The sequence below is a fragment of the Paenibacillus sp. EKM10P genome (genome assembly GCF_011800655.1).
In the GTDB taxonomy this organism is placed as follows: Bacteria; Bacillota; Bacilli; order Paenibacillales; family Paenibacillaceae; genus Paenibacillus; species Paenibacillus polymyxa.
This window is the reverse complement of record NZ_JAALET010000001.1, coordinates 49,140-62,402: the sequence shown is the minus strand read 5'-3', so window position 1 is coordinate 62,402 and position 13,263 is coordinate 49,140. Positions and strand designations below refer to the sequence as shown.

The window sequence follows — 13,263 nt, the reverse complement described above, 5'->3', positions numbered from 1 at the left end:
CCATTTTTATTTTCTTATTTAAATGATGCAAAATGCTCACATCAGCAAAAATCCTTCTCTCAGCGGGTCGTCAGGGTCCAGCACAAATTGATGATGTCCCGTCACCCAAGCCGAGCCTGTAATTTGCGGAATCACGGCCGGATAAGGACCTACCTGCGTCTCGCCCACAATTTCAGCCCGAAACATGGAGCCTGTGATGCTTTCATGCACAAACGGCTCGTGCAAGCCCAGCTTTCCCTTGGCGTGCAGCACCGCTACCTTGGCCGAGGTTCCTGTGCCACAAGGGGAGCGATCGATACCGCCTGGCGGAATGACGACAACATTGCGACAATCGGCCTGTGAAGCCACGGGTTCTCCGTAAAATTCAATATGCGTCAATCCTTGAATAACCGGATTTTCAGGATGTACTACCTCAACAGCAGCATTCACTGCCTCCCGAATCTGTACCGCTGTTCGTACAATTTTTGCTCCATTGCTCTGATCCAGGACAAGACCGATGGAGGCCGCCTCTATAATGCCGTAAAAGTTGCCTCCATAGGCAATATCAAGAGTAACTCGACCGATGTCCTCTACCTGAACCTCCACCTCACGGCGGTACACAAAGGAAGGAATATTGGTGAACGTTACTTGTTTCACCTTGCCCTCATCTATATCCAGCCGTACTTGAACCGGGCCTGCCGGAGTGTCCAGCAATATAGATTTTTTATCCGCAGCAATCAGGCCACCTTCCACCAGTGCCGTGCAGACGCCAATCGTATCGTGACCACACATCGGCAAATAGCCGCCTGTTTCTATAAAGACCACACCCATATCTGCAGTTGGATGACAAGGCTCTGTTAAAATGCAGCCTGACATCACCTCATGACCACGCGGCTCAAACATCAGCAGACGGCGAAAATCATCATGGTGCGCTGCCATATAAGTCATCTTTTCCAGCATGGTATGCCCTACCAGCTTAGGCGCGCCGTGGATGACTGTCCGCGTCGGATTGCCTCCCGTATGAGTATCAATCGTAGTAATTCTGCCCGCTGCACTCATCCAGTTACCTCCCCGTGAATATCGTGGCTGGTAAAAGCCTCTCCGAATCGGTCATAACGCAGCGGCTCTACCGGAATACAAGTGGGTTCGCCGCGTACCATTTCGGTCACCAGCTTACCCGTAACCGCCGCCAGGCTAATACCATCTCCTTCATGGCCTGAAGCGATAAATAGCCCCGGTACTTCATCCACTGCGGATATGATGGGCAAATGATCAGGGGTCCATGGACGCAAACCCGTATACGCTCTCATCAGCGGCACATTGGCTAAGGCAGGAAAGAAGCGAATGGCTCTGCGGGCGATTAAGCGAATCACCTGCTGATCGACACCTGTATCCATACCGACAAACTGACGGCTGCTGCCAATCAAAATGTTCTGGGATGCGGTGGGCTCAAATACCAGCGCTACACCGTATTTTTCATAAACCTCATCTACACTCCGCTGACCTCCGAACTTGCTCATCAGATAACCGAACTCCATCACCTTGCGGTTTCCGATCGAAGGCATTCGGGCAGACACCAGTATATGTCCTTTGCGCGGTATAATCGGAAGGTCCAAACCTAGCGAATGACCGATGCTGCGTGTCCATACACCTGCGGCCAACACTACTGCATCAGCATGGATCACACCGTTTGGCGTCTCCACTCCGCAGGCGTTTCCCCTTTCGTCCTTGAGAATCGACTGTATCGGCATGCGCGGTAATAATCTGGCTCCCATCCGACGCGCGGCCCTGGCCAGTGCATACGTCATCTGCACCGGATTTACAGTAGAATCTGTCTTACACTCCAGTCCGCCCGGCAAATCTTTGGCTAGATACGGCCATTCCTCTCGTAAATCCTGCTGATCCAGCATGCGAAACGGAAGCCCTTCCTGCTGCTGGCGGGTAACCCATAGCTCTGCGGCCTGCATCTCCTGGTCATTTTCACAGACCAGAATACTTCCAGGCGCACGATACTCAAATTCATCTTCCAGTTCCTTAGCCATCTCTGCCACCAGCTTCTGTGATAACAGTGACATCCGACTGTCAAATCCGGGCTCTTTGTCGATTGCCAATATATTTCCATCACATCGGGAAGAAGTACCTCCAGCAATTTCCCCTCGTTCAGCCAGCACGACCTTCATACCAGATTTAGCTGCATAATAAGCGATAGCTGTACCGATGATTCCACCGCCTACAATGACCAGATCCCCCGCATCGTGTTTCATTCGTTTTCCCTCCCTTCAACCGTTTCCATATGAATGGAAAACAATCCGGCGGCTTGCCCCAAAGCTCTATTTTGGCAAGTTGCTTTATAGTCATTCAGCCCCATCCAAGTTCAGTCAAGACATTCGGGACAGCCACCTCTTGGGGGCATTCATTACAGCTTGAGCGTAAAGGTTTGTGTGACAGGCTTGCTCAGCTCGTCATAATCCCGCAGCTGTATGGTGAACGTATACGTCTTGTTGGCTGCTCCGCTGTCTGCATTTCCGCTAATCGTTCCTGTAAAGCGGTCCAGTGTAAAGCCTGTGGGCAGTTGACCGCCGGTCACCGTCCAATCGTAAAATGGTACGCCTCCCTTGGCTTCCAGCTTGGCCGTGTATGTCTTTCCTTTGACGGGTGCTGGCAGTTGCTTTGTTATGATTTCTGGCGCGAGGAAAGGAGTCAGGTCCTTGCGCAGCGGCCAGCCTGCCTTTTCTGCTACAAGCAGCGAAAGCTTCGTGTTCATCCAGCGCCGGGTTGGGAATAGATGGCGCCAGCCTCCATTTTGTCCGCTCAATCTATCGACCTCTGCAAGCTCTCCAGAGAGATGATAGCTGTCGTCCAATGCAGCCGGTCTGTGCTGATAGGCCATAATATCCGGGTCATTGCCAGCCGCTTCCTTCAGCGCCTTGACGCCTGGGAACGTGTCGCTGAATACAATTGCATGACCGAATTCGTGCATGATCAGCCCATGCACATCCGTCACCTTGGACAGATCGGATTGATACCATTCTTCATCGTCCACCGATGTGAATGGAATGGCATCATCATAGAAATCCAGGATCAGACTATAGGAACGGTTTAAGTTCCCCGGAAAGGTCACACCGTTACGTGTATGGTAATTACCGTTGGCTGCCGGAAAGCCCGTAGAATACGGCCCATTTAGCCCTCTCATAAATACCCACATGCCTTTGTAGGGTTTGTCATTCGTCACCTGTATTTCATTTTGCCAATCATCTCCTGGCAGATGGTTTACTTCCGCATTGGCAGGAACCTCATCAAATGGCTTCAGATCAAAGAAATAGAACCAGTCCTTCACTGCCAGCTCTGCGGCTTTTTTGGTAGCCGCGTCATTGAAATAAGGCTTGATCGTATCGAATCTGTAGTCAAAATGGAGGGGGATTGTGGGTTCTTCATTATCGTCCTGATCCAGCACACGAATCGGAATAGACTGAGTGGTTGTGTGACCGTTATTTTCGGCAACGGACATAGACAATGTATAGTTCTCTATTTCACCGTTTCCTCCAATCCGGTCAGGATGAATAGCCAGCCGGAAATCCTTTTCCTCCTGTGCATTGGCAAAAGTCAGCGTTTTGCTTGCTCCTTGCGCCGACAGCGTACTTGGCAAATCCATCATCAGTCGGGATGTGCCTTGCGCTTTTAACGTAACGGTTAACGGAAAAGCGGCATTGGCAGGCGGCTTCACTTTTAGCTTCACATATGGGTTCGCCAGATACCCTTGCCAATCGACCAGATCTATACCATAGTCGTTCACCGTCCGGCTAAAGATGTCGATGACTTTTACATCCGATTCTGCCTCGGCATAAGCCTGTTGAGCCGGAAGAGCTGGTGTCAAAGCCACAATGAGAGAAGTTGCCAGTGTGATCAGCCATACTTTGGTTTTCCTTTTACGCGTGTTCATTTGATCCCTCCATCTCGTTTTTTGGGATGATTTTAAAACTATGGATAGTTACCTATAATGCACTGCGTTTTATAACAAAAGCAGCTCCTTGGGCGAGGCAGTCAGCACCTGGGCACCGTCATCTGTGATCAGTACATCGTCCTCAATCCGAACTCCGCCGAAGCTTGGAATATAAATGCCCGGTTCCACGGTAATGACATGTCCTGGTACAAGCACAGATTGGCTCTCACGGGACAGTCGCACCTGCTCATGAATCTCCAAGCCAAAGCCGTGGCCCAATCCGTGACCAAACTGTTCTCCATAGCCATAGGAGGCAATCACATTCCGCCCCAGACTGTCTCCCTCCCGACCGCTCATGCCAGGGCGAAGTCCTGCAATCGTCGTCATATTCGCTTCCAGCACAATAGCATACAGTTCCTCGTGCCGTTCTGATGGATTGCCGACGAATACGGTACGCGTAATATCAGACAGATAACCACGCACATTTGCGCCAAAATCCATCGTGACAAACTCGTTCTGACCAATTTCCTTGTCACTGGCCAGTCCGTGGGGCAGTGCCGAGCGTTCACCTGAAGCAACAATGAACGCAAAACCGCCTGATTCCGCGCCTGCGAGCCGGAGCTGATATTCCAGTTCCGCCGCAATCCGCCGCTCTGTAACTCCAGGCTGAATATAATTCAGCACTTCCGTAAAGGCGGCATCGGTAATGCGCGCAGCTTCACGGATGGTGTGAATCTCTTCTTCGTCCTTCACATCACGCAGCCGTTCAATTACATCTTCCGTGTGCACGTACTCCAACGAGCCCAGTGCGGCTTGAAGCTGTCCCGACTGTTGAAGTGAGACATGCCGACTCTCTAGACCCAGTCTACGAACACCCAATTTACTTGTGAGGTCAGCGATGGTCTGGAAGATTTGTGCCTCATGCCGAATAACTGAATATTCTGCTGCCTGATCTGTTGCCTGCAACATATAGCGGAAATCCGTCACCAACAAAGCCTCTTCCTGCGTAACGAGCGCAATTCCGGCGGAGCCTGTAAATCCGGTCATATATCGTCGATTGGGTCCATGTGTAATAAGTAGTGCATCTATCCCTAGAGCCGGGAATTCCGAGCGTAACCGAGCCAGTCTGCCTGGAACACCCTGTAACCGTTTTGCTGAACCGTTGGGTTTATCCAAAGCTACATCAGCCTCCTTTTTAGCCTTTAATCCCTGTCAGTGTGATGCCTTCAATAAAATAGCGTTGTCCGATAAAAAATATCAGGACGATCGGAGCCAAAATCGTGCTGGATGCCGCCATCAGGTAAGGCCAATTGGTATTGTTCAATCCCCGAAAAGTCGCCAGCCCCAGCGCCAGTGTAAAATGCTTTTCGTCACTCAAATAAATAATCGGGCCCAAAAAGTCGTTCCACACATCAATAAAGGTAAATATCCCGATCACGATCAATGCAGGCGAAGATAAAGGAATAATGACGCGCCATAATACAGTTAGCGGTGTACCTCCATCCATATAAGCGGCTTCGTCCAGATCGCGCGGAATCGTCAGCATAAATTGTCGCATCAGAAAGATGTTGAACGCCCCTCCACCAAACCATGCAGGAACAATCAGCGGCAAAAATGTATTCAACCCGCCCAGTTCACGCCACATGACGAAAGTAGGTATGAGCGTCACCGCATAAGGCAGCATCATCGATCCGATCAGCAGAGAAAAAATCAGATTACGTCCAGGCCAGCGCAGGCGGGCAAAGGTAAACGCCGACACAATCGAGGTCATCATTACTCCTGCCAGCACACACACCTCAATGATGAACGTATTCAGAAAATACCTGCCGAACGGTACCGAAGTCAGTGCTTCTGGGTAATTGCTCCATTGAAAAGGAGAGGGTATCCACTCTGGCGGGAATACGAAAATTTGCGATGTTCCCATCAGAGAGCTACGAATGAGCCATACAAATGGCAACAGCATTAAAACACTGCCCATCATTAAAACGATATACAGTACGATGCGACTGATTTGGAATGGTTTGGAACGGGCGGCGGTAGCAGGACTTCGGGAGCGTTCAGGCTGTGGAAGTGGATGTTGCGGTGTGTCTGAAGGTTTGACAGAAGAAGTAACCTGATTCATGAGCGTTCCCCCCCTTCATAGTGAACCCACTTTTTGGACGTGGAGAAAATCAGAACAGTTAGGACCATAATGACGAAAAATAAGATCCAGGCCAGCGCTGAGGCGTAGCCGATTTTCGTCTCCGTAAAGGCTGTACGCCACAGGTAGAACACATAGAACAGGGTTGAATTGTTAGGTCCCCCGTTTGTCATGACATACGCCTGATTGAATGCCTGAAAGGTGCTAATTAAAGACATAACCAAATTGAAGAAGATGGTTGGTGTCATCGAGGGAATCGTAATATGGAAAAATTTATGCAGTCTATTGCCGCCGTCTACCTCAGCTGCTTCATACAGATGGGTGGGAACCGACTGAAGTCCCGCCAAAAAGATAATGACCGTATTCCCGATCCCCCAGGTGCTCATCATGATGAGCGAGGGTATTGCAGTATTCTCGTCATAAATCCATTTGCTCCCCGGCAGGCCAACACTCTCCAGCAGCGAGTTCAACAGACCAAAATCTGGGTTGAACATCCACAACCACAGCATCGTGTTGGCAATACTCGGCACAATGGTAGGTAAATAGTAAATCGTGCGGAACACCGACAAACCTTTTACCTTTTGATTTAATAGCAGTGCAATGATAAAAGCTGCCGCCAAGCCTAGAGGTACGCTGCCCAGTGCATAATACGAGGTCACGAACATGGATTGGGAAAAGGTAGTATCCGCGGTCAAAATGGTTCGGTAATTATCCAATCCAATAAAGGTCATCTGTCCACCAATCGTCCAATCGGTCAAGCTGAATACGAACGATGCCACAATCGGTCCAATCGTAAATATCATTAATCCCAGGATGGCAGGCAGCGCGAATAGCAGACCCCAGTTTCGCTCCATGCGCATCATTCCTGATTTTGGTCGCTTCATGGGCCGTTCTCCTTTCGCAGCTGTCCTGCCGCATTATTCATCCGGATACACTCCTTGAAGTAGTGGCTGAATAATGGGTTCCAGTTCATCCAGCGCCTGCTGCGGCGTCTTCTTGTTCGTCCAGATTAGATCCAGCCCTGGGGTCAGTTTGGAACCAATATCAGGCCAGTTGCGAAGAGTCGAAGTTGACGGCTTGATCGCATAATCTCTGGCATACTCAATGCCAGCCTGCTGAAATTCCGGTGGATGTGCTGCATTATTCGTCCACGACTGGATGGCCTGCTCGTCGGTATAATATTTTTCTTCGATAGGCATCCACAGACCGGACTTGAACAGATCCACCTTTTCAGGATTGTTATGGTACAAATAAAATTCGAGCGCTTCTTTCGGGTGCTTGGTGCTCTGGAAAATAACTGTGGCCCCCGCAACGATCATCGTTTTGGGCTCTTTAAGCTTCGGCAAAACACCGATACTCCATTGCAGCTGCTTGTTGTTTGAAAAATCGAGCAGGGACCATGTTCCGTCTACCACCATAGCCACCTTTTTAGTCTGGAGCCGAATCGTATTGGACGGCATGTCCTGCTGTTGGATCAAATCAGGAGAAACATGCTCCTTGAAAACCAGATCTTGCAGCTTCTGAAACACCTCTACCGACTCAGGGCGGTTCAGAGTATACTTCTTGCCTGTTTTGTCGGTTAAACCTCCGCCATTGCTTGCTAAGAGCGGCCCCCAGGAGCTGCGGTCGTTGCCAAAGGCAAAGCCGTATTGCACAATATTTTTCGGATCAAATCCGCTGTCTCCCGGATGCTTGCCATTCTGATCCTTGGTCAGCTTTTTGGCAATCTCCAGAAATTCATCCCATGTCCACGCTTTTTCAGGATCAGCCGGAGGAACGGGTACCCCTGCTTCTGTAAACAACTCCTTGTTATAAAATAGCTGCATCACTTCCAAAGCAGTGTAATTACCGATAGACTTGCCGGGTTCGCTGTAAAGATAGGAGGATTTGAGCTTGTTTTTTAATTCGGGATATTCGTCATAATAGGAGGATAAATCTAGGAGTCTACCTTCACTTGCCCATTTCATCGTGAGCGAATCACCTAGGTAGGCGATATCAGGAAGCTGATTGGCAGCCATTAAAGTGTTAATTTTCGTGGTGTAGTCACCAGGAACATGCTCGCCCTTCACCCGAATGTTCGGATGGGATGCATTAAAGCTTTGAATCATCTTTTCCATCGCCTGCTTTTCGTCATTGCTCCCCCAGTACATAAACTTGAGTTCGACCGCATTGGGATTAGCCGGTTCGCCAGCGCTACCACTGCACGCCGTCAGCCCTGTCAGCATCGCCGTCATCACCAGAGCCATCCATGTCCGTAACCTTCGTTTTCGCAAATCAACCGGCCCCTTCCTGAACTGGTTTCTCCTTACAAGCCTATTATGCGCTGAGAGCCCGAAGCCGACCACCTAACGACTCCAGACTCTCTTTGTTTTGGTATGATTTTTTTAACAGCGCGTTTACAAAAATGTTTTGCGGAATTCCGTTGGCGTTAATCCGGTATGCTTTTTAAAGGCAATACTAAAATAGTTCGTATCTGCGAAGCCCACAGCCTCCGCCACCTCTGCTACCTTGCGATTCGGGTCCAACAGCAATTCCCGGGCTCGCTCGAAGCGTACACGCGTCTGGTACTCAGCGAAGCTTTCACCTGTAACCTGCTTAAAACGGGCACTCAAATACTTGGGACTCATATTCATGTACGCTGCAAGACGGTTCAATCCGCCATCCTCCTGAAGGTGCTCACGAATCCATTCCTTGGCCCGTTGGAATTTGCGCGGAATCCCCTTTTCACGCGATTCCCGCACTTGGCGACCCACCCGGACAAAATAGCGTGATACATAATCAATCATCTCAGGTCCGTGCCGCAATCGGGACAGTTCCAATAATGGGTCTTGCTGCTGTATGGATGTTTGTCCTTCGGATGCATCGCTCTGAACAATACGCATAACGAACAGAACAAGCTGAGTGACGATCATTTTCACCTGATTGACAGGCAAGCCCGCTAATTGTCCAGACCATTCCTGCAAAATCGCATGTACAGCAGCATCATTGCCGGCACGAATTTCCGTAATCATCAGCAATTCCTTCTCCAGCAAATGACTACTGTTCGGCTCAGCCGCCTGAATGCTCTCGAAGGGGATGATCTGGCTATAGCCCACCCACCCCCGATGCTCCACAGCCTGTACTGCTTCCTCATATGCTTCAGGAAGCTGCTCCATCCGTTGTACGGGACGGCTAATCCCGATGGACATCCCCTGGCTCAATCGTTCCTGCACCGCCTGACGAATCTGCCGGGCCGTCTGCTCCGCTGCCCTGCAAGATGCCGCCGCCAGCAGTACAACACGCCGATCACGGGAAACCGCCGCACCATGCGCCTTCGTACCGGCTGCTGCCGCAGCCTCCCAAGCCAACTCAGCGAATACATGCGTGCTCTTATTGGCAGAACTCTGCGACTCGTTAGGAGCGGATGCTACCTGCTGCGAGGCCTCCTCCAACTCACAGCACAGCACAGTATAAGGCGGTCTGCTCGTCTCGCCGAAAAATCCCAGCCCGTCCATCTCCTGAACGACCTCGGCCGCGGGGCGCCGCTGCTGGAGCAGATCCAGCAGCAAGTGCTCCCTGTACAATGGCTCCAATGAACGATGACGGTGAATAGCTTCCTCCTCGCTTCTACGCCATTGCGCAATGCGATCCTCAGCCCGTCTCAGAGCCGCTTCAAAGTCTTCGCTTGTCACTGGCTTGAGTAAATAATCAACCGCTTGAAGCGAAACGGCCTGACGAATATACGTCATGGATTCGTACCCTGTCAGGAATAACAGCGGGGTCTGCTGATCCTTTTCCCGAATGGTTTTGGCTATGTCCAGCCCACTCATATCCGGTAAATTAATATCCAGTAAAATCATGTCCGGTCGCCGCTCTGTATACAACCGTAATGCCGTTGCGCCGTCCTCCGCCATATCACTGACTTCCACTGACAGGCCACTTTCCGCCACCATCAGCCTCAGTCCTTCCCGAATATGATATTCGTCGTCCACAATCAGCAGCCGGTACATGCCATCCTCCCCTTTCTTATTCGGTTCGAATGGGTGCCAGTAAGGTAACCGAGGTGTACTGACCCAACTCGGTTGTCACAGACAGACCATATTGGGGACCATAATGCCGAAGACGTTCATGTACATTGCGGAGTCCAAAGCCAATCGCACTCCCCCGCTCGGCATCTAGCGATTTCCGAATATCGTCCAGACGCTCGGCTCCAATACCGCCCCCATCATCGCTAACTGTTAAACGCAAAGCATCGCCTTCCCTCGCACCGGATAACATAATATAGCCGCGGTCGGTACGCCCTTTCAAACCGTGGTAAATGGCATTTTCAACGAGTGGCTGGAGAATCAGCTTGGGTACGTAAAACCCGCAAATATCCTCCTCGACTTCGCAAATCCACTCGAACGAATTCCGAAACCTAAACTGCTGTACCTTTACATAGGCGCTTACATGCTCGACTTCCTGTCCCAAACTGATTTGCTCTCGACCATAACTTAGCGAAATGCGAAAGCATTTACCGAAGGCACCAATCACCTCTGCCATATCCCGCTGCCCATTCGCCAGCGCCATTCCCTTCAGTGACTCCAGTGTGTTGTACAGAAAATGCGGATTAATCTGCGCCTGAAGCGCGCGAAACTCGGCCTGTTTGCGCGACAGCAACGCTTCGTATACTTGCCCGTACAGCTCATGATTTTTTTGCATCATATGAAGAAATCGCTCCCCGATCTGCCCTACCTCATCCTTAGGGTTAAATACAACGGAAGCAGGAGCTTCAGGAGCTTGGGCTGAGGCCATGGTGGTCACACTCCCATCCACCGCCATTAATCGGCTCAATTGAAGCAGGGGGCGACGAATCGTGTCACTTAGCCGATAAGACAGCATCCAGCCCAACACCAGTGCAATCAAAAAGGTCCAGATGGTCCAGGCCCCAATTTGCCGCGCGTCCTCGAATAGCACGGACTGATCGACTTTTTGTAGGAGTGTCCATTGTCCCTCGTTTAACGGTCCGTAGGAAATCATCGTCTGGCGGCCGTTCCATGTTCTCCAGTCCTTCGTAAGCACGGGTCTATCCACAGCAGATTTGGCGATTTGTCGCAATAGCGATGGGTCCGCAATGCTCTGCTCCGGCAATCGGTATACAGGCTCGCCCTCCTGATCGAGCACCCACATCTGGGTATTGCTGTCTGTTTCATGAAAAGCAAGCCCCCGAAACAGACTGGCCTTGTCGATTTCCAACAGCAAAAATCCAAGCGGCTCATAATCTCCAGTCGTTTTTCGCAGCAGCTTTCCGACGTAAATACGATCCTCCGCCATCCCGCGCCCTGATTCAAACGGCGGATGAGCCATCCACATCATAGGTTGCTCGGCGAGCAGACGGCGGTAGTACACACGTGCTTCCTTTAATGTAGGAAGGCCGCCAAAACGGACCGAAACATTCCCTTGATAGAGAGAATGCTTGAGTCCGCCATTGGCGGCATAGATGAGCGAGGACGTGATATACGGCTTGGTCTGGGTTTGCGTACGAACGACCATGCTGAGTGTTTCGTCGTTCCGCAAGTATTCATAATCATCTTCTGGCTTGGTCTCCAGTGTGGACTGCACATCAGGATTGCTGAGAATGGCGTTGGTTAGATCATTCAAATCGGAGAGTGTCGCATTAACGTAATTTTCACTCATTTGCCGGGACTGCATTGCCAGTGCTTCTGACTTCTCACCAAGAGAATGGGCCGCAATCCGGTAAAAGGTAAAGGTCAGCACTACCATCGGAATGACGGTCAGTACCAGCGTCAATACGATAAATTTCCCACGGATCGTAGGAATCCCGGCAAACTTTTGACGCCCTCTGCCCCCCATTCATTGGCCTCCCTTACACATAAGCGGGAAGCCATGTCCCGTGCGCTGCAATCAGGTCGTCACACAGAGAAACGATATCATCCATGGATAACTCAGCTGAAGTGTGCGGGTCCAGCATGGCGGCGTGATAAATATGTTCTTTTTTTCCCGTAATCGCAGCTTCAATCGTTAATAGTTGGGTGTTGATATTCGTTCGGTTCAGTGCAGCACATTGGGGCGGCAAGTCACCGACAAAGGTCGGCGTAACCCCATTACGATTCACCAGGCAGGGCACCTCCACACAGGCTTCCTTCGGCAAATTGGTAATCAAGCCTGTATTCATCACATTACCGCCAATGGCAAAAGGCTGATTGGTTTCAATTGCCTCAAATATATAAGAAGCATATTCGTTCGACCGTTCATGGCGCAGATCCTGATTGCCCAAAAGTTCCTCACGCATCGTCTCCCAGCGTTCAATCTGGCTTACGCAGCGGCGCGGATATTCATCCAAATGAATATTGAACCGTTCAATCAGCTCCGGATATGTCCGTTTGATAAAATACGGATGATACTCTGCGTTATGCTCGGACGATTCCGTAATGTAATAGCCGAATTTCAGCATCATTTCAAAGCGCACCATATCATGATGCTTTTCCTGCTGCTTGGCGGCAGCCCGCTTTTTAATCTCAGGATACAAATCCACCCCGTCCTTGCTCACTTCGAGCAGCCATGCCATATGATTGATACCTGCAATTTTCGCCTTTACCCCTGCCTGCTCCAGTCCAAGACTTTTGAACAACTCCGGTATACACGCCTGTACGCTATGACACAGCCCTACTGTCCGGACACCACCGTGTACGTTCATTACATTCGTCAGCACAGCCATCGGATTTGTATAGTTGAGGAACAGTGCATCCGGGCATACTTCGCGCACGTCTGCTGCAAAATCGAGCATCACCGGAATCGTTCTTAAATTGCGGAAAATGCCGCCAATGCCGACCGTATCGGCAATCGTTTGGCGCAGACCGTATTTTTTGGGAATCTCAAAATCCGTAATCGTACACGGATCATAGCCGCCCACCTGAATGGCATTTACTACATAGGCTGCTCCACGTAGCGCTTCCTTGCGGTCAGTGTAGGAGTGAATCACACAGGTACTCCCTGTTGTTTTTTTCAAATTGGATAAAATATTTTCCGAATCCTTCAGCCTTACGGGGTCAATATCGAACAACGCCAGTTCAAAGCCCTGCAAAGCAGGTGTCAACATACAATCGCCAAGCACATTTTTAGCAAATACCGTACTGCCTGCACCCAGAAATGTAATCTTGCTCATACTTTGTCCCCCATTCACCTTTTTGTTCGCGGTTTTGCACCTCATATGCAAGGATACCCA

10 protein-coding genes are annotated in these 13,263 nt (G+C 50.4%); all 10 read right to left on the bottom strand.

Features of this window, described 5'->3' with window-relative positions; genetic code table 11:
* Positions 1-36 precede the first annotated feature (36 nt).
* The 10 genes from HFE01_RS00235 to melA all read right to left on the bottom strand — a co-directional run bounded on the left by HFE01_RS00235 (position 37) and on the right by melA (position 13,203).
* The gene (locus HFE01_RS00235; RefSeq protein WP_107734113.1) at positions 37-1,038 is read right to left on the bottom strand and encodes a proline racemase family protein; all 1,002 of its coding nucleotides are present in this window, start codon (positions 1,036-1,038) and stop codon (positions 37-39) included.
* The gene (locus HFE01_RS00230) at positions 1,035-2,243 is read right to left on the bottom strand and encodes an NAD(P)/FAD-dependent oxidoreductase (protein ID WP_107734114.1); all 1,209 of its coding nucleotides are present in this window, start codon (positions 2,241-2,243) and stop codon (positions 1,035-1,037) included. The genes HFE01_RS00235 and HFE01_RS00230 overlap by 4 nt, the downstream gene beginning before the upstream one ends.
* A 152-nt stretch (positions 2,244-2,395) precedes the next feature.
* Positions 2,396-3,919, bottom strand: coding sequence for an Ig domain-containing protein (locus HFE01_RS00225; protein WP_107734115.1), 1,524 nt, complete (start codon positions 3,917-3,919; stop codon positions 2,396-2,398).
* Between the two features lie 69 nt (positions 3,920-3,988).
* Positions 3,989-5,095: a M24 family metallopeptidase gene (locus HFE01_RS00220; RefSeq protein ID WP_107734116.1), complete on the bottom strand. Its 1,107-nt coding sequence runs from the start codon at positions 5,093-5,095 to the stop codon at positions 3,989-3,991.
* A 19-nt stretch (positions 5,096-5,114) separates the two neighbouring features.
* A complete protein-coding gene (locus HFE01_RS00215; RefSeq protein WP_167438326.1) occupies positions 5,115-6,041 on the bottom strand; it encodes a carbohydrate ABC transporter permease in 927 nt (308 codons plus the stop codon).
* Entirely contained in the window at positions 6,038-6,943 is a 906-nt protein-coding gene (locus HFE01_RS00210; protein WP_167438327.1) for a carbohydrate ABC transporter permease, read from the bottom strand. Before HFE01_RS00210 ends, HFE01_RS00215 begins: the two co-directional genes overlap by 4 nt.
* A gap of 33 nt (positions 6,944-6,976) precedes the next feature.
* The gene (locus tag HFE01_RS00205; protein WP_225164849.1) at positions 6,977-8,332 is read right to left on the bottom strand and encodes an ABC transporter substrate-binding protein; all 1,356 of its coding nucleotides are present in this window, start codon (positions 8,330-8,332) and stop codon (positions 6,977-6,979) included.
* A 123-nt stretch (positions 8,333-8,455) separates the two neighbouring features.
* Positions 8,456-10,048, bottom strand: a complete 1,593-nt coding sequence (locus HFE01_RS00200) for a response regulator (RefSeq protein WP_167438328.1) — start codon at positions 10,046-10,048, stop codon at positions 8,456-8,458.
* A gap of 16 nt (positions 10,049-10,064) precedes the next feature.
* Positions 10,065-11,891: a sensor histidine kinase gene (locus tag HFE01_RS00195; RefSeq protein ID WP_167438329.1), complete on the bottom strand. Its 1,827-nt coding sequence runs from the start codon at positions 11,889-11,891 to the stop codon at positions 10,065-10,067.
* 13 nt (positions 11,892-11,904) lie between these two features.
* Positions 11,905-13,203 (bottom strand): alpha-glucosidase/alpha-galactosidase, encoded by a 1,299-nt coding sequence (gene melA, locus HFE01_RS00190; protein ID WP_167438330.1) that lies wholly within the window; start codon positions 13,201-13,203, stop codon positions 11,905-11,907.
* Positions 13,204-13,263: the final 60 nt, after the last annotated feature.

Bases quoted from the DNA above. Each gene is read 5' to 3' on its own strand.
- HFE01_RS00235 (WP_107734113.1), bottom strand. From the start codon at position 1,038: ATGAGTGCAGCGGGCAGAATTACTACGATTGATACTCATACGGGAGGC.
- HFE01_RS00230 (WP_107734114.1), bottom strand. From the start codon at position 2,243: ATGAAACACGATGCGGGGGATCTGGTCATTGTAGGCGGTGGAATCATC.
- HFE01_RS00225 (WP_107734115.1), bottom strand. From the start codon at position 3,919: ATGAACACGCGTAAAAGGAAAACCAAAGTATGGCTGATCACACTGGCA.
- HFE01_RS00215 (WP_167438326.1), bottom strand. From the start codon at position 6,041: ATGAATCAGGTTACTTCTTCTGTCAAACCTTCAGACACACCGCAACAT.
- HFE01_RS00210 (WP_167438327.1), bottom strand. From the start codon at position 6,943: ATGAAGCGACCAAAATCAGGAATGATGCGCATGGAGCGAAACTGGGGT.
- HFE01_RS00200 (WP_167438328.1), bottom strand. From the start codon at position 10,048: ATGTACCGGCTGCTGATTGTGGACGACGAATATCATATTCGGGAAGGA.
- HFE01_RS00195 (WP_167438329.1), bottom strand. From the start codon at position 11,891: ATGGGGGGCAGAGGGCGTCAAAAGTTTGCCGGGATTCCTACGATCCGT.
- melA (WP_167438330.1), bottom strand. From the start codon at position 13,203: ATGAGCAAGATTACATTTCTGGGTGCAGGCAGTACGGTATTTGCTAAA.